Genomic DNA, 17,922 nt, shown 5'->3' with positions numbered 1-17,922 from the left:
TCAAATGATTTACCGGCTACCATACTTCAGGCTGTAGAGGTTGCATTTTGCCGGATGCCGGAATACAATCCCCATAGGCTGGTAACCCTCTTGAATCGACTGATCTTGCATGCATCATAATCCCGGTGAAAAATCGTTGGGGCTCGCGCTTACTCTCTCCTTCATCGTCCATGTTGGCCTGTTCCTTCTAATAATGGCCATGCCCCAGGCTGGCAAGAAGGCCACCCAAGAGCCGATAATGGTGGATTTACAGGATCTCCCCGAGATTACTAAGCAACTGCCGAAAGGACAAAAAGAGGCAACGAGGAAATCAGAATCGTTCCAGAGGGTACCGGAGGAGATGGCTCCTCGTGGTACTCGCGAGCGGGAGAAACTGAGTCGTTTTGGTGAGGTACCCCCACAAAAGCCGCAGATAAGACCGCAGCAACAGCCAGTGGAAAAAGAGCGTGAAAAACTGTCCAAAGAGAGCCTGTTCAAGCCAAAGGAGCCGGTTGCTTCAGATATTGCGAAGCTTTATCCATCTGCGGGCAAACTGGCGAAGATCGAGGAGAGCTACCGCAAAAAATATGAAGAAGAAGTCAAGGAGAGTGATACCAAATTTCTCAATACCGACGATATCCTTTTCGGGTCTTTCCTGAGACGATTTGAGACGGCAGTTTACGGAGTTTGGCGCTATCCAGCCGAGGCGGTAAAATTAGGGGTCGAGGGGGTCACCCCGGTGCGCATTACTTTCAATCGCAGAGGAGAAATTGAGAAAGTGGAGATCCTGGAAAGCTCAGGCAGCAGGATCCTGGACGATGAAGTCAGGCGTACCCTGAGCATGATTGGTCCGGTTGGAGCCCTGCCAAAAGGCTATGACAAGGATCAGTTTCACCTGATCGCTTTTTTTCATTATGGCATCAGCAGCGGTTCAATTCGCGGCCGGCTCTATTGACTATGTCCTTATAAATTCAAACCTTTCAGATATTCTCTGAACTCATTGCTGAATTCTTCCCTTTTTAGGGCCATATCTACAGTTGCCTTGAGAAAACCAAGTTTATCGCCGCAGTCGTGACGTATCCCCTCAAACTGACACCCATAGACCGCTTCGTCTTGTGACAGTTTCAGAATGGCATCGGTCAACTGGATCTCTCCTCCCTTGCCGGGTGCCTGCTTTTCCAGGATAGGAAAGATTTCCGGGGTCAGGACATAGCGACCAATAATGGCAAGATCCGACGGCGCTTCTTCCCGTTTCGGTTTTTCAACCATGTCAGTTACTTCGAAGATCCGTTCCGAGATAGCATTGGCCTTCACGCAACCATAGGAAGAGATAAGTTCCATCGGCACCTTTTCCAAAGCCAGAACCGGTCCGCGGTATTTGCGGTACACCTCCAGCAGTTGCCCGAGGCAAGGACGTTGCGCATCGATGATGTCATCGCCCAAAAGAACCGCGAACGGTTCGTTGCCGATGAAATCCCGGGCGCAGAGAATGGCATGCCCCAAGCCTTTAGCCTCCTTCTGACGGACGTAAAAGATGTTCACCATCTCTGCAATTTCTCGGATATGAGAAAGTTCCTTGTCTTTTCCTTTATCATACAGGTGCGCCTCCAACTCAAAGGCGATATCAAAATGATCCTCCAGAGCGCGTTTGCCCCGGCCAGTTACGAAAAGGATCTGTTCTATCCCCGAGGCAACGGCCTCTTCGACGACATACTGCACGAGAGGTTTGTCGATAAGCGGTAGCATCTCTTTCGGAGAGGATTTTGTTGCCGGAAGAAATCTTGTGCCGAGGCCTGCAACCGGGAAAATAGCTTTTTTCACTTGCATTAGAGAATCTCCTTATGCCGATAGCTGATAGTCTGTAATAAAGGTCAACATCATGGTTTTAACGCGGCAATGATTTGCGGAATCAACTCTTCACGCCCCATGGCCATTATGTGGATGCCATTGCAGAGAGGTGCTGCCTCTTTGGCAAAACGGCAGGCAATTTCCAACCCCTTTGCCGCCGGATCAGCAGCGTCGGCAAGTTCATCAATAATATGATCAGGGATCGTGAGACCGGGAATATTCTTATTGATATAGCGTGCCATGCCGGCTGATTTGAGTACCAGAATCCCGGCAATTACTTTAACCGGCAGGTGACTAACCGCTTCCCTGAATCGGCCCAATCTTGGGATGTCGAAGATCGCCTGAGTTTGCAGGAATCCGGCTCCTGCAGCCGCTTTCTTCTCAATCTTTATCAGGGTAAGTTCGAGCGGTTCGGCATCAGGCGAGGCTGCAGCTCCGCAAAAGAAGGTGGTGCTGCCGGTCAACTGGTGCCCGTTCATATCCTTACCATTGTTGAGGCCGGCAATAACGTTAAGCAGTTGGACGGAATCGAGATCAAATACCGGTTTGCCTTGGGGATGGTCACCGAAGCTTATAAAGTCTCCTGTCAAGGCCAGGATATTGGTTACACCCAATGCCGCAGCTCCAAGCAGATCACTCTGCAGGGCTAGGCGGTTCCGGTCGCGGCATGTGACCTGGTAGATAGGCTCAATCCCCTCCCGAACCAACAGTGCCGCGGCGGCAAGAGGAGATATCCGCATGTTGGCACCCTGGTTGTCTGTGACATTAATAGCGTCCACCATGGCAGCAAGCGAACGTGAGATTGACAGAAAATCAGAGCAGTCTATGCCTTTGGGAGGGGATACCTCAGCGGTAATGACAAAAGTGTTGCTCTCCAGTTTGGCCTGGAATGATGACATCATCTATTTGTCCAGTTTCAGGCGACCGGGTTGCCTGCGAGTAGAGTTGTCTTTTGCTGACACGGTCTTCTTGATACGTTCGGCGTCTCCACGATCGGAAAGACGGTCAAAGATCATCTTCCAGGCGCATTCAGATTCAAGGTCAACTTCGCAGCGACCGTTGTCCATGCCGCCGCAGGGCCCATTGAGAAGGCTTTTTGGGCAGACCGTAACCGGGCAGATCCCGCCGGTTCTTGAGAGCAGACATTCACCGCAGAGGGAACATTTCTGTTCAAACTGGCCAAGTCGTTTTATGTTCCCCAGGAACTTGGTGTCTAGCCCGGCAAGCGTGCGCTTGGAAGTGGTTGCTGAAACAGACTGAACCCCTGCTCCGCAGGCAAGGACAACGATGGCTTCAGCTTCGTCGACCATTTCCTTGCGGGAACGCAAATCACGGGCCGTGCGGAGCATGTGGCATACTTCGTCGATAACGATGGAGCCGGTTATCTCCCTGCCAACGGCAGTGAGACTTTCCTGCATCTGCCAGACCTCTTCCTCTCCACCCGCCTTGCAAACGGTTGCACACTTGGCGCAGCCGATAAGGAAGACACGAGAAATGCCGTCTAGCTCCGAGAGTATCTCATCCAGCGGTTTCTGCTGGCTTACGATCATCGGCAGGTACGCCTTGCCGATTCCACGGTGTTCTGGAGGAGCATTGTTATCGTCATCGGGCCGACTCCACCTGGGACAGGTGTTATGGCAGAAGCGCGCTCTGCTGCAGGGCCAAACTCCACATCTCCAACCAGTTTCTTTTCCCCGACACGGTTGACACCGACGTCTATGACAACTGCTCCTGGCTTTATCCAGTTGCCCTTGATCATCTCCGGTACTCCGACAGCAGCTATGACTACATCGGCGTTGCCGACCTTTGCCGCCAGGTCCTTGGTTCTTGAATGACAGATAGTAACTGTTGCATGCTGTGCCAGGCACATGAGCGCCACTGGCTTGCCGACGATATTTGACCGACCGACAACCACCACCTCCTTGCCGTTCAGATCAATGCCGGTCTCCTTGAGCATTACCATAACGCCGTACGGGGTACAAGGTTGGAAGACCGGCTTCCCGATGACAAGTCTGCCGACATTGTATGGGTGAAACCCGTCAACGTCTTTATGAGGCGATATCGCCTCGAGTACTCTCTCAGTATTGATTTGTTTAGGTAGGGGGAGTTGGACAAGGATGCCGTGAATTCTGAGGTCACAATTCAGTTTGTCGATAAGGTCCAGAAGTTCGGCTTCTGTTGTATCTGCAGATAGCTTGTGCTCATCGGAGAAGATTCCAACGTCCTGGCAAGCCTTTTCCTTCATGCTTACATACACTTTGCTTGCTGCGTCTTCACCTACCAGCACTACCGCCAGTCCCGGGGTTATTCCTTTTGTCTTGAGGGCAGCAATTTCTGCTGTGATTTCTCCACGAATTTTAGAGGCTATTGCCTTGCCATCAATCAGGTTTGCCATCTTCTCTGCTCCTAAATAAATTTTTAGCATATTAAGACAGGTTGTAGTTTTTTGTAAAGGTTTACAATGTTCTGCAAAAAAAAACCTCCAATTAATGGAGGTCTTTTTACAGGTCAAAAAAACTGTTAGGCCGCAGCAGCCGAAGGACATCCGGCGCAACTCCCGCCGGAAGGGCAGGCAGGAGCAGCGTTAGTTGCGCTACTACTATATCCCTCGGAATACCAACCTCCTCCCTTTAAAGAAAATGCGGCAGAGGATATCAACTTTTGTACTTCTCCGCCACAGCTGGGGCAGATTTTTGCCGGTTCGTCGGAAAACTTCTGGCGAAGTTCGAAGTGGTGGTTACATGCGGTGCATTGATATTCGTAAAGTGGCATTGTTGATCTCCTTCTTTTTAAACAGGTTTCTACATGCAATATAGTTATTGGAACCTGGATTTGTCAAGTCTGTTCATTAAGAATTGCAGCAATGGTTGTTGCATCCGCTCCGCGGATGAGCAGTCTTTTTTGCCGAGATTTTGTCCCGGAGATGACCGATACTTTCGATTTTGCTATTCCGAGGGTCTTGGCGATAAACTCTTCCAACTGGCGATTGGCGGCATCTTCAACAGGAGGAGAGGTGAGGCGGACCTTAAGCGCATCACCCTGCATCCCGCAAATCTCCATGCGGCTGGCACGCGGTTGGACATGGACTGCAAAGGTCACCCCTTCATTTGTGGATGAGATATTTAACTGTCGGGTAGATGGCTCAAGCGACATTGGTGTTGAGAAGTTTCAGGTGGTTTTCAAGGATGGATTTGAAAGATGTTTCAAACTGAAGTTTTTCGCGGCGAAGGTCCTGAATTTGGGTGTTGAGTTGCAACAGTCTGTTTTCGGCGTCTGCAAGAATTCGTTCTGCTTTGATTTCAGCCTCAGATATAAGAAGAGTAGCTTCTTTCTGGGCATTGGCTTTCATCTCTTCAGTTATCTTCTGAGCTGCCAGCATGGTTTCGCGGAGGTTAGTCTCACGCTGGCGTAGTTCGTCCATTTCGGCAGCCGACTTACGGCATTGGTCTTTCAGTTCGGTATTTTCGCGAATCAGTCGTTCCATCTCCTGGGAAATCTGCTGGAGAAAGGCATCAACGTCATCGGGGTCCAGTCCGCCGATCATTTTACCCTTGAATTGTTGCTGTTGGATGTCTAAGGGAGATATCTGCATGTTCAGACTCCCAAGCCGAATTTCATTCGATCGGCCAATTCAAAAAGTGATGCGATAATGAATTTCTGGATAAAAAATATTGCCAGCAGGATCATCAACGGAGACAGGTCGAGTCCTCCGGTATTTGGCAGGACTCTGCGCACTCTTTGCAATACCGGTTCAGTAGCCCGGTACAAAAAATTTACGATCGGATTATATGGATCAGGATTTACCCAGGAGAGGATGGCCCTGGCAATCAGGATATACATGTAAATCGTCAGGACAGTGTCGGCAATGCTGGCGACTGCTTTGAGAAAGTTCGCAATAATGAACATATAAATCCCTTATCTGCAAGGTAAAACAGCTTGAAGCTTTATACAGAATTACCCTGAGTCTGTCAAGGATGTCCAGTGTCGCAGTCTTTTATATTTATCCGGAAATATTGCAAAAATTAAATTACAGTTGTTGCTGATATACCAGTCAGGTTATGATTGAACTGAATTTGGAGAAAAGGGGAGATGGTATGTTCTATAAAGGCGCATTGATGGGTATAGCAGTCATTCTCGTTTCGCAGGCCACCTTTGCAGACTTTAATTCTGCTCAGAAAGCCTACAATGAAGGGGATTTTGCGACGGCAATAAGAGAATTCAGAACCGATGGCAGTGCACGATCACTCTATCAGGTTGGCCAGATGTACTCAAACGGCAAGGGGGTCCGACAGGACCGGCGAGAGGCGGTAAAGTGGTATCGTAAAGCTGCTGAACTTGGCTATGCCAAAGCGCAGACAACCCTTGGTCTTTTTTATTCCATTGGAGAAGAAGTAAAACAGGATAAGAAGGAATCTGCCAAATGGTATAAAAAGGCCGCAGATCAGGGGCTTGCGGATGCGCAGTTTACCTTGGCTCAGATGTATGAGCGGGGGGATGGAGTAAAGCAGGATAAAACCGAGTCAGTCCGCTGGTATCAGAAGGCTGCGGATCAGGGGCATGCCAATGCCCAGCTTAACTTGAGCTTGAAATACGATGCTGGTGAAGGGGTCGAACAAAATAAAGAAAAGGCTGCATTCTGGTATCACAAGGCGGCTGAGCAAGGGCTTGCCAGAGCCCAATTCCAGCTTGGCGCTCTTTATGACAAGGGTGACGGAATTGAACAGAATAAAAATGAGGCTTTCAAATGGTATCGAAAGGCTGCAGACCAAGGCTATGCTCGGGCCCAGTATAGTTTGGGGCAGCTGTATGATAGGGGGGAAGGCGCTGCACATGATACCCGAGAGGCCTTGAAGTGGTATCGCAAGGCGGCGGAGCGCGGTGTTGCCGACGCTCAGTATGCAGTGGGACAAATATATTACAAAGGGATCATTGTCGCTCAGGACCGAAAAATCGCCTTGAAGTGGTACCGTAAGGCTGCCGAGCAGGGATTTGATGAAGCCCAGTTTGCGCTCGGACTGATGTATGATAAGGGCGACGGGGTAAAACAAGACCGTAAAGAGGCCTTCAAATGGTATAAAAAGGCTGCAGAGCAAGGTCTTGACATTGCTCAGTTTCATTTAGGGCTTATGTATTATAATGGCCTGGGGGTTAAGCAGAACAAGATAGAAGCGCTGTCGTGGTTTCAGAAAGCAGCTGAACAAGGGCTTGATCAGGCGCAGAAGACCCTTGAGTTCGTAGGTACGCGCAGAGTTCCTTTATTGTAGAATCATCGATTGACATGTGATTGGGCGACTATATACTTTTATTCATACAAACCGACTGCGCGGAGATTAGTGGTGTATATACAGGTTCGTGACAACTTGGGCAACGAAAGGTTTATCGAAGAGGAACTCCTTGAGTCCTGCATCGCTTCCGGAGAGGTTGTGGCATTTCGCCGGAGCGATGGCTGGATAACGGCACCGGCAGGATCAGTGCGCGGGATGGATGTTACGTCTGATAATTCTTATTCCGGCCAGGAACGGCGAAGAACTGCGTTGTCCAAAAAGAAGATGTTCTCCTGAATCGACAGAACGAAATTCCCTTACGATTCCATACTCTGTTTATCCTCCAGCTCAATTCTTGACCGACCTTATTCGTGGATCTGCAAACGCATAGGCGATATCCGCCAGTAGATTGCCGATAAGTGTCAATCCGGCACCAATCACAAGAATCCCCATTACCAAAGGGTAGTCTCGCGCCATAACTCCCATATAGAAAAGCTGACCCATGCCGGGGATTGCGAATATTGTTTCGAAGATGACGCTGCCCCCGATAAGACCCGGCAGTGAAAAACCTAGCAGGGTGATGACTGGCAGCAGGGCGTTTCTGAGCCCGTGGCGGAGAATAACAGCCCGCTCACTGAGTCCTTTTGCCCGGGCTGTGGTCATGTAGTCCTGACCAATAACCTCCAGCATGGTTGATCGCATAAAGCGGGAAACGCCGGCAAGGCTGCCGAAAGATGCAATGGTCAACGGCAGCACCAGGTGTCTCGCCAGATCCAATAAGCGTTGAACGAATGGCAACCGGTCACTGCCAAGGGAGTGTAGCCCTGAAATGGGGAGCCAGTTCAGCTTTACCCCAAAAAAGTACATAAGGAGCAGTGCCAACCAGAAGGTTGGTACTGCAAATCCCAGAAAGACAAAAATGGTGATACCTTTATCAAACAGCGAATTTCGATAGACCGCGGCCAGGATGCCGATCGGGATGGCAAGGCCGAATTCGATAATCAAGGCAACAACGTTGAGTGAGATGGTGATCGGCAGCCGTTCCTTGATTTTATCGATGACCGGTCGGTTATCCGGAGCGAATGACCGACCGAAATCCAGACGGGCAAGCCGATTAAGCCAGCTTACGTACTGGACATGGAGCGGTTTGTCCAGGCCGTAGAATTCGCGCATCTTTTCTCTGGTTTTTGCCGAAATTTTCGGGTTCATCGCCACTTGCATCTCCACCGGTTCTCCTGGGGCGAGGTGAATAACGACAAAAGTGATGAGGGTGATGCCCAGCATCAGCGGCAACAGCATAAGGATTCGTTTGAGTAAGTAGCTGTACATCAGTGGGTTTGCTCCATTTTGGGCACGTACCACTTTATGAGATTGTGCGAGATGCCGGCTGGCGCCGGCTCAATGCCTCGGAATCTTAAGTTTACGACGGGCAAGGCGTCGGGAACATAGAGAAAAGAATAGGGCTGGTCTTCCACCAGAATCTCCTGGATCCGGTAATAGCATTGCTTGCGCTTTTCCTGGTCAAAGGTGCTTCGCCCTTGTTCGATCAGCCTGTCGACCTCCTGATTCTTATAGCCGACAAAGTTTAGCTCTTTGGGCCCGGTCTTGCTTGAGTGCCAGACGTCATACAGGTCTGGATCTGGTGTAATTGTCCATCCCATGACCAGTGCTTCAAAATTCCCCTTGTCGATAAACTGTGAGAGCAGTGATGCCCATTCCACCACCCGGATTCGAACATCAATTCCGATCCGCTTCAATCGCTGTTGAATAATCTGAGCAGTTTTAAGCCTCACGTCATTTCCTTGATTGGTAAGGATTGTAAACTGGAATGGTTTCCCATCCTTGAGCAGGATCCCCTGGCTGTTTCTGGTCTTCCATCCGGCTTCAGACAGCAGTTTTATTGCGTGTTCCGGATCGTAAGGGATATCTTTTTGTCGCTGGTTGCAGGCCCAAGTGCCTGGTTTGAACGGCCCGTGCGTTGCCTGTCCCATCCCCAGAAGCGCACCATTAATTATCTCGTCCTTGTTGATGGCTGCAGTTATTGCCTGCCTGACCCGTTTGTCGGAGAAAAGAGGATGTCTCAGGTTGTATCCCAAATAGACATAGGATGAGGCCGGATAACGATACTTGGCAAAGCGCGCCAGAAAAGCCTTGGTATTGGTTTGTCTCTGGAACTGCACTGGAGAAAGGTTCATCATGTCGATGCCGCCTACTTTAAGCTCCATGTACATGGTCGAATTGTCAGGGATTATTCGGTAGACGTAGCTGTTGATATAGGGACGACCCTCGAAATAATTCTTATTGGCATCAAGAATAATCCTTTGGCCGGCAACCCATTCTTTGAATACAAATGGGCCTGTCCCGATCGGCTTCCTGGATAGGGGGCTCTTTGTGAGGTCTTTTCCTTCAAGTAGGTGCGAGGGAAGAATGTTCATGCCCCAGGATGCAAGGGCTGGGGCAAACGGTTTTTCGTACGTTACCTTGAAGGTGTAGCGATCTGGTGCTGTCGCGGTTTTTACCTGCTTAAAGTCTTCGGCGTAAGGGGTCGGAGTTTTGGGGTCGATGGTAACCCGATAAGTGTACATGACGTCACGAGCGCTGAATTCAGTGCCGTCATGCCATTTGACGCCCTTACGGAGGTGAAAGGTTATCGATAGGCCATCCCTGGATATTTCCCAAGATTCAGCCAGATCTCCGGTGAGTTCAAGGTTCTTGTCGTATTTCACCAGGCCGTTGTAGATAAGATTTGCTACTTCGTGAGACGCTGAATCAGAGGCAAGGATCGGAATGAGGGTGGTGGGTTCGCCGATAGTACTGTCAATCAGGCTGTCGCCATAGGCAGGAGGAGCTGCCGGGTTCCTGGTGGAGGGTGGTTGTTCGGAATCAGCCGCACACCCTGAAAAAAGAAGCAACGACAGCAGGCAAGAGGCCCACCAACGGTTCATTTTTCGCCGGTCTCCGTCTTGATTTTTCGAATCTTCTCAGCAGCATCGCGGTTTTCCGTATCAAGTTGAAGAACTCGCCGATAGAGTTCCAGCGCGTTCTTATAGTCCTTCTTCGCGGCATAGGCATCGGCAAGGTGGCTAATGACGGTGGTGTCTTCATCGATAAGCTCGTACGCATTTTCCAAGTACTTTATCGCTTCGTCATAACGCTTTAGCTTGTAGTAAACCCAGCCAAGGCTGTCCATTATGAAGCCATCGTCCGGCCGCATGGAGTTGGCCTTCTTTAGGAGCTGAAGCCCCTCGTCAAGATTCTCACCCATTTCGGCATAGGTATAACCGAGGTAGTTAAGCGCCTGGGGATCATCCGGCGTCAGGGTCAGGACTCGTTTCATCCGGGCAATCGACTCCTGTTTCTTCCCTTGTTTGTCAAAAAGGACGCCAAGACGGAACTGGAGAGCCGGATCATCCGGGAATTTTAATTCAATGCCGGTAAGGACGGTCAGGCCTTCCTCAAACTTGCTCTGAGAGTCGTAAACTCCGGATAGGAAAAGGTATGGTTCGAGTCGCTCAGGGTTTTGTCGAATTATCTCTTTTAGGTAAGAGATTGCCAGCTCAACATTACCTTTGTCCCGATAAAGAAAAGCGATGTGCCCAACTGCTTCAAAGTAGTTGAAGGAGGAAGTCGGGATTTTAAGGTATTCGGCTATAGCCTGATCGATACTCCCCTTCTCTTCATAGGCGTTGCCGATGTAAAAACGTATCTGATGGGCTTCCGGTTCCTGTTTAAGAATCGACTCAAATACGGCGATTGCCTCGTCGAATCGCTCTAGCTCAAGGTTGATCAGTCCAATCTTTCGCTTTGCTTCTAGGCCACCCTGGTTGTTTTCGTCAAGCTTCTTGAGCAATGACAAGGCTTCTTCCAGTCTTCGCTGCTGAATCAGTAGTTGAACGAGATGTTGAGCAATGGAAGAGTTCTTGGGGTTATCCTCCAGCAATTGTCGGTAAGCAGCAATGGCATCCCCTGTTTGTCCTTGCGATTCAAGGGATACTGCAAGGTCGATCATCGCCTGATCGAAATCCGGCTTAAGTTCGATCGCCTTCCGGTAATACTGAGGGGCTTCTTTGTGAAGCTTCATTTGGTCATAAGTCTTGCCGAGGTAGTAGTAGCCGAAAGCGTTTTCCGGAGCCACAGTGATGAGCTTTTTCAGGACGTTTACCGCTTCTTCGTAATCAAAGGATTTGACGTAGGAAACAGCCAGATGCAGGTATATCTCTTCTTTTTTGTCATTCAGCTCAATAGCTTTTTTGAAATGAACTGATGCTTCTTTGTCCCGCTTCATAGCTGCAAGGATATTGCCTGCCAATTGGTGCGCTTGAAAATTTTCAGAATCAATCCCGAGGGCAGTTTCGCATTCAGCAAGCGCCGCCGGAAGATTATTCATCTTCAGGAAGACTCCTGCCATGGCATTATGAATGTAGGGAGCCTCAGGGTCACTTTCCGCGGCTGCTCTAAGTAGCGCGAGGGCACCGTCATAGTCTCCTTCAAGCGTGTTGAGGCGAGCTTGGGAGAAGAGGTACATTGCTCGTGAATCAGCAATATAAGCGTGGGCTTTCGGAGCGTCGGCCATAGCAACCCGCTCTGTTGTGGCACAAGCGGAACTAAGTGCACTCACGGCAACGATGGCAAGGATTCTGGCTCGTATCATCTGATGACACCTGAATAACTATTGCTCAATGAAACCCGATAAGAGCAGATTCGGGAATCCGATCGACAGTTGGTTTTTCTGTGGAATTTGAGTTCGGCGAGAAGGGGAACTGGGCGAAAAACCGTCCCTTTTCACAAGGGTGAAACGTAGCATAATTAGGATGAGCCGTCAAATCAAATAACTCCCCGTCAGGCTTGCCTTTATGGTGTCGTATGTTAAAGTTTCTGCAGTAAATTCGATTCATTGTGGAGAGGAAATGGACCACGTTCTTCTTCAGTCGCTGTTAAGACCGGAGGCTTATGACGATATCCCAAAGTCTGTCGATTTCCGGCAGACTCATATCTCATATCTGTTCCTTACCGATCTTTATGTCTACAAAATAAAAAAACCGGTTGATTTCGGGTTTCTTAATTTCACGTCAATTGATCGAAGGCGTTTTTACTGTGAGGAAGAGGTCCGCCTTAACAGGCGCCTCTCGCCCGAAGTTTATCTGGGGGTTGTGGAAGTCAGGCAAAGTCCCGCAGGCGCTGCTTTTACCGGAGATGGCGCGGTTATAGATTATGCCGTAAAAATGCGGCGGCTCCCTAACGAGCGTATGCTTGATCGCTTGGTCGAAAGTGGTGACCTTAACGATACTGACATTCTGCGTATTGCATCTACTATTGCCCAATTCCATCTAAATGCAGGACAAAGTGAGGAGATTACCCAGAACGGTTCAGCAGATTCGGTCCAGCAGAGCTGGATAGAAAACTTCAGCCAAGTTGCTCCGTTTGTCGGAGACGCTATTTCCGAAAAAGGCTTCGCCTTCCTCCGTGAATGGGTGACTCGCTTCCTTGCTGAAAATAGAGAACTGTTCGCTCAACGTGTGGCCGGCGGATTCATTCGGGATTGCGACGGCGACCTGCATCTCGCCAATATATGCATTGGTGACAAAGTCTGGATCTTTGACTGTATCGAGTTCAACAACCGTTTTCGGTATATCGATACTGCTTCGGATATTGCTTTTTTGCTTATGGATCTGGATTATCATTACCGTCGTGACCTTGCGCGGGTTTTTCTCGATGAGTATTGCCGGCTGACAGGTGATTACGGCTGCCTGGCCGTGGTTGAGTTCTATAAGATATACCGTGCTTTTGTTAGGGGCAAGGTTGCCAGTCTTTTTATACGCGATTCTGAAGTGGCGCCTGAGGATAGAGCCATTGCGCAGGAAACGGCGAAGAGCTATTTCAGCCTGGCACGGGGGTATGTAGTGCGTCACTCACTCCCGCCAACCTTGATCATGGTCGGAGGCATGATTGGCAGTGGCAAGAGTACGTTGGCTGCTCATCTTGGTCGAGAACTCGGGGTGGAACATTTGTCTTCCGACCGTTTGCGCAAAGAGCTTTTTAGTTCGGGCATGCCGGCTGAGGATGAATATGGCCGAGGTATCTATAGTGACGAGGCGGATGCAACAACCTATTCGGAGCTGTTGCAGCGAGCCGTTGCTATCTTAGCAAATGGCGAAAGCGTCATAGTAGATGCGACTTTTCGACGTGTTGGCGACAGGCAGAGATTCAGGCAAGGTGCTGAAGAGGCCGGTGTTGCGGTTTGCCTATTGATGACCGATACGTCGGAACAGGTAATCATACAGCGCCTTGCCGCTCGTAAGGCAGTTCCCGATCGGTTTTCCGATGGCAGGCCGGAATTATACCGGGCCATGTGTGACTCTTTTGACTGGCCTGATCCTCTTCAAGAGCCTTACTTGGCTGTGCCAACTTCAGGCGATGTTTATGACGGGGTCGATACTGTGTTGACTTCACTGGGAATGATTGCATGATGTGGCCCAATGTAAAGAAAGGACTAGTTCGCCGCCTCAGGCTCCGGGAATCTTGGGTTATTTTCTTTGTCTTGGGCATTATCATGATGAACTACCCGTTTATCAGTATTTTTGATAAGGCGACGAAATTCATGGGATTTCCGCTGCTTTATCTGTATCTGATAATTGGCTGGCTTATTTCTATTGTTGTAATTGTCCTGTTTACAAAGGCAATAGACAGTCGTGACGACCAGGAGAGAGAGTAATCTCTGCAATGCTCAGCATCGAACTAATCATAGGCGTTACCTTTCTTTATATCCTGCTCCTGTTTATGGTCGCTTATTATGCCGATGGCCGGAAGGAGCAGGGGAGAAGTATAATTTCCAACCCTTTCATCTATTCGCTCTCCATTGCCATTTATGCAACCTCCTGGACATTCTACGGAAGCGTTGGTAAAGCAGCTACAACCGGCCTTGATTTCCTCCTTATTTATCTCGGGCCATCACTTGCTGCCTTTTCCTGGTGGTTTGTTTTAAGAAAAATCGTCAGGATAACAAAAGAGAATAATATAACCTCAATTGCTGACTTTATCAGTTCACGCTACGGCAAATCCCAATGGCTTGGCGCCCTTGTCACACTAATCGCCTTGCTGGGGATAATTCCATATATAGCTCTGCAGTTAAAGGCAGTTTCGACAACTTTCAGCATCCTCGCAACCTATATTCATCAACAGGCGCCGGCACTGCACAGGACCATTCCGGGGCAGCAGCATTCCGGGTTTATTGCAGCGGTTGTGCTTGGCCTTTTCGGGGTTATCTTCGGTGCGCGGCACCTGGTTTCGTCTGAGCGGCATGAAGGTCTTGTGGCGGCAATTGCTGTTGAGTCAATGGTCAAGCTCCTCTCTTTTCTGGCCGTGGGGGTGTTTGTCTGCTACTCGATGTATGGTGGCGTCACTGAAATCTTTCACGCCATGTATGATCGTGCCCCCGCGTTTTTTGACCAATTGACCACTTTTGGCTCTCCTAAAGAAACGTCGGCTTATACCTGGTTTACCATGCTCTACCTTTCTATGGGCGCTGTCATGTTTCTTCCTCGCCAGTTTCATGTGATGGTCATCGAGAACTCGTCTGAAGAACATATAAAAAAGGCGATGTGGCTCTTTCCGGCATATATGTTTGCCATTAACCTTTTTGTTTTTCCGATGGCGTTAGCCGGGATTCTTTCAACCGGCGGAAGCAAGGGGGCAGATTTTTTCGTATTGACCTTGCCTCTTAACGCCGGACATCATTGGCTTGCACTGGTGGCTTTTCTTGGTGGATTTTCTGCTGCAGCAGGGATGGTGATGCTGGAATCTGTGGCAATTTCCACGATGCTGCTCAATCACCTGATCATGCCGATCATTGTCAAACTTGAACCCCGAAACTGGTTCCCCTTCCTCTTGATTAATCTAAAGCGTTGCGGCATTTTTCTCGTGGTATTGCTCGGATATGCTTATCAGCAGATATTAGGCGAGACCTACATGCTGGTAAATATGGGGTTGATCTCTTTTGCCGCAGCGGCCCAGTTCGGGCCGGCCCTGATGGGAGGGTTGTACTGGCACAGAGGTAATAAGGCCGGGGCCATCAGCGGCATTCTTCTCGGCTTTATTATCTGGTTCTATACACTGTTGCTGCCGTCGTTCATCAAATCCGGCTGGTGGCAGACTGACATGCTTGAGATCGGCCCCTTCGGAATATCCCTTCTGAAACCGACCGAACTCTTTGGCCTCGCAGGTTTCGACATCTGGACCCACTGTATATTCTGGAGCATTCTTTTCAATGTCGGAGGATATCTCGTCTGCTCGATTCTACTAGGGCAGGGGGAGACTGAGTGTGAACAGGTAGGGAAATTTGTTGATGTCTTTCAACGCAGTGAAGTTGAGCGCGTCGAGACAAAGCGTCTTTCAAAGCCGATAACGATTGTTGAATTTGTTGGGCTGCTATCAAAGTTTATCGGGCAGGAGCAGGCCCATCATGCAATCAGCGAATATATGGGAGACCGTGAAATCGACGAAAAAGGCGGGGTGTCGGAGTTCGAGCTTCCTAACCTGAAGCGTTTCATTGAACGAACTCTTGCCGGTTCTGTCGGTGCTGCTGCAGCCGGAGCGATCGTTGAAAGCTATCTGTCCGACATCGGTTCACGGATGGAGTCGGTTTACGATGCCTTCAGTACTGTTCGGAGCTCTCTTGAAGAAAGCCGAGAGGCTCTGTATGTGAGGCTGAAGGCATCAGAAATCATGAATCGCACCCTTGATCTGGGCATTATAATGGATGACCTGCTGGAATTGCTGCAGCATGAATTCAAGTTCGAATTGGTCATTATCCGTTTGACCAATCAGGATGGAGTTCTAAGTGTTCGGTGTTTCAGGGGATTTGCCGGGAGCACTATCGTTGAGAGGGACTGGCTTCCGGAAATAGATACCTATATCGGTGAGGCCTTTCTGAGCAATAAACCGCAATTTATCAATGATACGCGCAATATAACCAAGCCCAAATCGCGGGACATAATGGAAACAGAAGGGGTTCGTTCTTTTGCCCATATTCCGATTGCCACCGAAGGCGACCGGCCTTTTGGTATGCTTTCCGTCTTTTCCAAGTCAATTGTCGGGATGTTTACTCAGCCTTTTCTCAGGCTGTTGGGGAGTCTGGCAGGTCAACTTGCGCAAGCGGTAAAGATTGAACGAGAACGAGAGGCAAAGGATCGCGAACGGCGGGAAAAAGAGCAGGCTCTGCTTGAAACTGCCCGTGTTACCAGGGATATGGAGCTCGCTCGGCAGATCCAATTGTCTCTGCTCCCTTCCAGCCCGCCGGATGTGCCAGGGTTGTTATTTGCTAGCAGATGCTTGCCTGCTGCCCATGTCGGTGGTGATTATTACGATTTTTTCCAGCGAGGGGAGTCTCTGTTGGATCTTGTCATCGCTGATGTTTCCGGACACAGTGTCGGCGCGGCACTAATAATGGTTGAGACAAGGAGTGTGCTCCGGGCGCAGGCTCAGAGAGCTGAAGGTGCAAGTGGCATCCTCACCGTTTTGAATCGCTTGTTGTATGACGACCTTACCAGTGCGGAACTCTTTATTTCGATGTTTTATGCCACATTTGATAAGGCCAATAGCTCTCTTACCTATGCCAGTGCCGGGCATAATCAGCCTCTCCTGGTTCGCGCCAGTATTGGAGTCTGTGAAGAGCTTGATGCCGAAGGGCTTATCCTGGGGGTCCGTCCGGAAGTTGAGTTTGAGGAAAAGGTCGTTTCGCTTACCAGTGGCGATATCGTTGTGTTCTATACTGACGGTGTTACCGAGGTTGCCAGAAGTGACGGGGAGCTTTTTGGCATGGAACGTCTGTCGAAACTAGTCACTTCACTGCGGGCCAGTGATCCTGAGACTATCCTTGAGGCAATTCTTGCCGCTGCGCGCGGCTTTGGCGAGGAGAATGTCTTTGTTGATGATGTCTCTTTGATTGTTATGAAGGTTGTTTGATCAGGAGTTTAAGAGGAAAGTATCATACAATCATTGTGATTGAATCGATATTTGATAGTATTTTAAAAACACACGACTGATTAGGAGCGAATTATGAATCTACTAACCGAGAAAAAAAACGAGGTTACAATCATTTTTGTACGAGAGGAGCGGCTTGATGCCCATAATTCGGGAGATCTTAAGGCCGAACTTGCCGCCCTTTTTGAGGGAAAGGAAAAAAATATCCTTGTTGATTTAAAAGATGTCCGGTTTATTGATAGTTCCGGGCTTGGGGCGCTTGTTTCCGGTTTCAAGAATGCGATTTCCCACCAGGGGAACCTGAAGCTTTCCGGATTGCAGCCGCAGGTCAAGTCGATGTTTGAGCTTACCAGACTCCACCGCGTTTTTGAGATCTTCAGCTCATCTGAAGAAGCCTTGGATACCTTCTGAACAAGAGGATGCAATGGAAGAGAAAAAGATTCAGGTTGATATAAAGGTTCCCAACCAGACCCGCTACCTTAGCCTTATCGGTAAGATCGGCGAGGATATTGCCAATGAGCTGTATCGATACAGCGGGGATAGGGAGACGCTTGCCTATCATATCAATCTAGTGCTTACCGAAGCTATGGCAAATGCCATAAGACATGCCAATGCCAGCGATCCTGACAAAGTCGTCAGAGTGGTTATCTTTTTTGCGGCAGATGAGCTGGTTATTCAGGTTCACGACAGCGGTCAGGGGTTTGATATCAACAATATTCCCACGCCGAATTCGGAGAACGTACTTGAAGACAGAGGACGAGGGATTTCATTGATCCGCTCGCTGATGGATTCGGTCTGTTACCGGAGCATGGCAGACGGCAATGTCCTAGAGATGACCAAAAAACTTTTGTGA

19 protein-coding genes are annotated in these 17,922 nt (G+C 49.4%); 8 read left to right on the top strand and 11 right to left on the bottom strand.

Translation table 11 applies throughout. From position 1 onward, the window contains the following. Window positions 1–109 precede the first annotated feature (109 nt). Entirely contained in the window at window positions 110–934 is an 825-nt protein-coding gene (locus KI809_RS00485) for an energy transducer TonB (RefSeq protein ID WP_214169566.1), read from the top strand. 8 nt (window positions 935–942) lie between these two features. On the opposite strand, the gene galU is transcribed toward KI809_RS00485, so the two are convergent. The 8 genes from galU to KI809_RS00445 form a co-directional block, all read right to left on the bottom strand. Further along, the gene (gene galU / locus KI809_RS00480) at window positions 943–1,806 is read right to left on the bottom strand and encodes a UTP--glucose-1-phosphate uridylyltransferase GalU (RefSeq protein WP_214169565.1); all 864 of its coding nucleotides are present in this window, start codon (window positions 1,804–1,806) and stop codon (window positions 943–945) included. Window positions 1,807–1,856: 50 nt separating this feature from the next. Next, on the bottom strand, window positions 1,857–2,729 hold the full coding sequence (locus tag KI809_RS00475; RefSeq protein ID WP_214169564.1) for a methylenetetrahydrofolate reductase: 873 nt from the start codon (window positions 2,727–2,729) through the stop codon (window positions 1,857–1,859). Then, a complete protein-coding gene (locus KI809_RS00470) occupies window positions 2,730–3,377 on the bottom strand; it encodes a methylenetetrahydrofolate reductase C-terminal domain-containing protein (RefSeq protein ID WP_214169563.1) in 648 nt (215 codons plus the stop codon). Next, on the bottom strand, window positions 3,374–4,222 hold the full coding sequence (folD, locus tag KI809_RS00465; protein ID WP_214169562.1) for a bifunctional methylenetetrahydrofolate dehydrogenase/methenyltetrahydrofolate cyclohydrolase FolD: 849 nt from the start codon (window positions 4,220–4,222) through the stop codon (window positions 3,374–3,376). The genes KI809_RS00470 and folD overlap by 4 nt, the downstream gene beginning before the upstream one ends. Window positions 4,223–4,347: 125 nt before the next feature. Next, window positions 4,348–4,599 carry an FmdB family zinc ribbon protein gene (locus KI809_RS00460; protein WP_214169561.1) on the bottom strand — a complete coding sequence of 84 codons (252 nt, stop codon included), beginning with the start codon at window positions 4,597–4,599 and terminating at the stop codon, window positions 4,348–4,350. A 63-nt stretch (window positions 4,600–4,662) separates the two neighbouring features. Next, on the bottom strand, window positions 4,663–4,980 hold the full coding sequence (locus KI809_RS00455) for a DUF167 domain-containing protein (RefSeq protein WP_214169560.1): 318 nt from the start codon (window positions 4,978–4,980) through the stop codon (window positions 4,663–4,665). Continuing rightward, entirely contained in the window at window positions 4,970–5,419 is a 450-nt protein-coding gene (locus tag KI809_RS00450; protein WP_214169559.1) for a DivIVA domain-containing protein, read from the bottom strand. Before KI809_RS00450 ends, KI809_RS00455 begins: the two co-directional genes overlap by 11 nt. A 2-nt stretch (window positions 5,420–5,421) precedes the next feature. Beyond that, entirely contained in the window at window positions 5,422–5,733 is a 312-nt protein-coding gene (locus KI809_RS00445) for a YggT family protein (RefSeq protein WP_214169558.1), read from the bottom strand. A gap of 188 nt (window positions 5,734–5,921) precedes the next feature. On the opposite strand from KI809_RS00445, the gene KI809_RS00440 reads away from it, so the two are divergent. Both KI809_RS00440 and KI809_RS00435 read left to right on the top strand, forming a co-directional pair. Then, window positions 5,922–7,091, top strand: coding sequence for a tetratricopeptide repeat protein (locus KI809_RS00440; RefSeq protein ID WP_214169557.1), 1,170 nt, complete (start codon window positions 5,922–5,924; stop codon window positions 7,089–7,091). Window positions 7,092–7,163: 72 nt separating this feature from the next. Further along, window positions 7,164–7,388, top strand: a complete 225-nt coding sequence (locus KI809_RS00435) for a GSU3473 family protein (RefSeq protein WP_214169556.1) — start codon at window positions 7,164–7,166, stop codon at window positions 7,386–7,388. 51 nt (window positions 7,389–7,439) lie between these two features. Here the strand turns inward: KI809_RS00435 and KI809_RS00430 are convergent, their stop codons facing one another. From KI809_RS00430 to KI809_RS00420, 3 genes are read right to left on the bottom strand one after another with little or no spacing between them, the layout of a single operon-like run. Then, window positions 7,440–8,420 (bottom strand): ABC transporter permease, encoded by a 981-nt coding sequence (locus KI809_RS00430; RefSeq protein WP_214169555.1) that lies wholly within the window; start codon window positions 8,418–8,420, stop codon window positions 7,440–7,442. Beyond that, window positions 8,420–10,036, bottom strand: coding sequence for a peptide-binding protein (locus KI809_RS00425; protein WP_214169554.1), 1,617 nt, complete (start codon window positions 10,034–10,036; stop codon window positions 8,420–8,422). Before KI809_RS00425 ends, KI809_RS00430 begins: the two co-directional genes overlap by 1 nt. Then, window positions 10,033–11,742, bottom strand: coding sequence for a tetratricopeptide repeat protein (locus KI809_RS00420; protein ID WP_246559092.1), 1,710 nt, complete (start codon window positions 11,740–11,742; stop codon window positions 10,033–10,035). The genes KI809_RS00425 and KI809_RS00420 overlap by 4 nt, the downstream gene beginning before the upstream one ends. Before the next feature lie 256 nt (window positions 11,743–11,998). Between KI809_RS00420 and KI809_RS00415 the strand changes: the two genes are divergently transcribed. The 5 genes from KI809_RS00415 (at window position 11,999) to KI809_RS00395 (ending at window position 17,922) form a co-directional block, all read left to right on the top strand. Further along, window positions 11,999–13,558: a bifunctional aminoglycoside phosphotransferase/ATP-binding protein gene (locus tag KI809_RS00415; protein ID WP_214169553.1), complete on the top strand. Its 1,560-nt coding sequence runs from the start codon at window positions 11,999–12,001 to the stop codon at window positions 13,556–13,558. Further along, window positions 13,558–13,803, top strand: coding sequence for a hypothetical protein (locus KI809_RS00410; protein ID WP_214170455.1), 246 nt, complete (start codon window positions 13,558–13,560; stop codon window positions 13,801–13,803). The genes KI809_RS00415 and KI809_RS00410 overlap by 1 nt, the downstream gene beginning before the upstream one ends. 8 nt (window positions 13,804–13,811) lie before the next feature. After that, window positions 13,812–17,051 carry a sodium:solute symporter family transporter gene (locus KI809_RS00405; RefSeq protein WP_214169552.1) on the top strand — a complete coding sequence of 1,080 codons (3,240 nt, stop codon included), beginning with the start codon at window positions 13,812–13,814 and terminating at the stop codon, window positions 17,049–17,051. Between the two features lie 93 nt (window positions 17,052–17,144). After that, window positions 17,145–17,480, top strand: a complete 336-nt coding sequence (locus tag KI809_RS00400) for an STAS domain-containing protein (protein ID WP_214169551.1) — start codon at window positions 17,145–17,147, stop codon at window positions 17,478–17,480. A 13-nt stretch (window positions 17,481–17,493) separates the two neighbouring features. Continuing rightward, entirely contained in the window at window positions 17,494–17,922 is a 429-nt protein-coding gene (locus KI809_RS00395) for an ATP-binding protein (RefSeq protein ID WP_214169550.1), read from the top strand.

Source organism: Geoanaerobacter pelophilus, assembly GCF_018476885.1.
Lineage (GTDB): Bacteria > Desulfobacterota > Desulfuromonadia > Geobacterales > DSM-12255 > Geoanaerobacter > Geoanaerobacter pelophilus.
The sequence above is the reverse complement of the archived record's forward strand: the minus strand, read 5'-3'. Positions and strand labels throughout refer to the sequence as shown.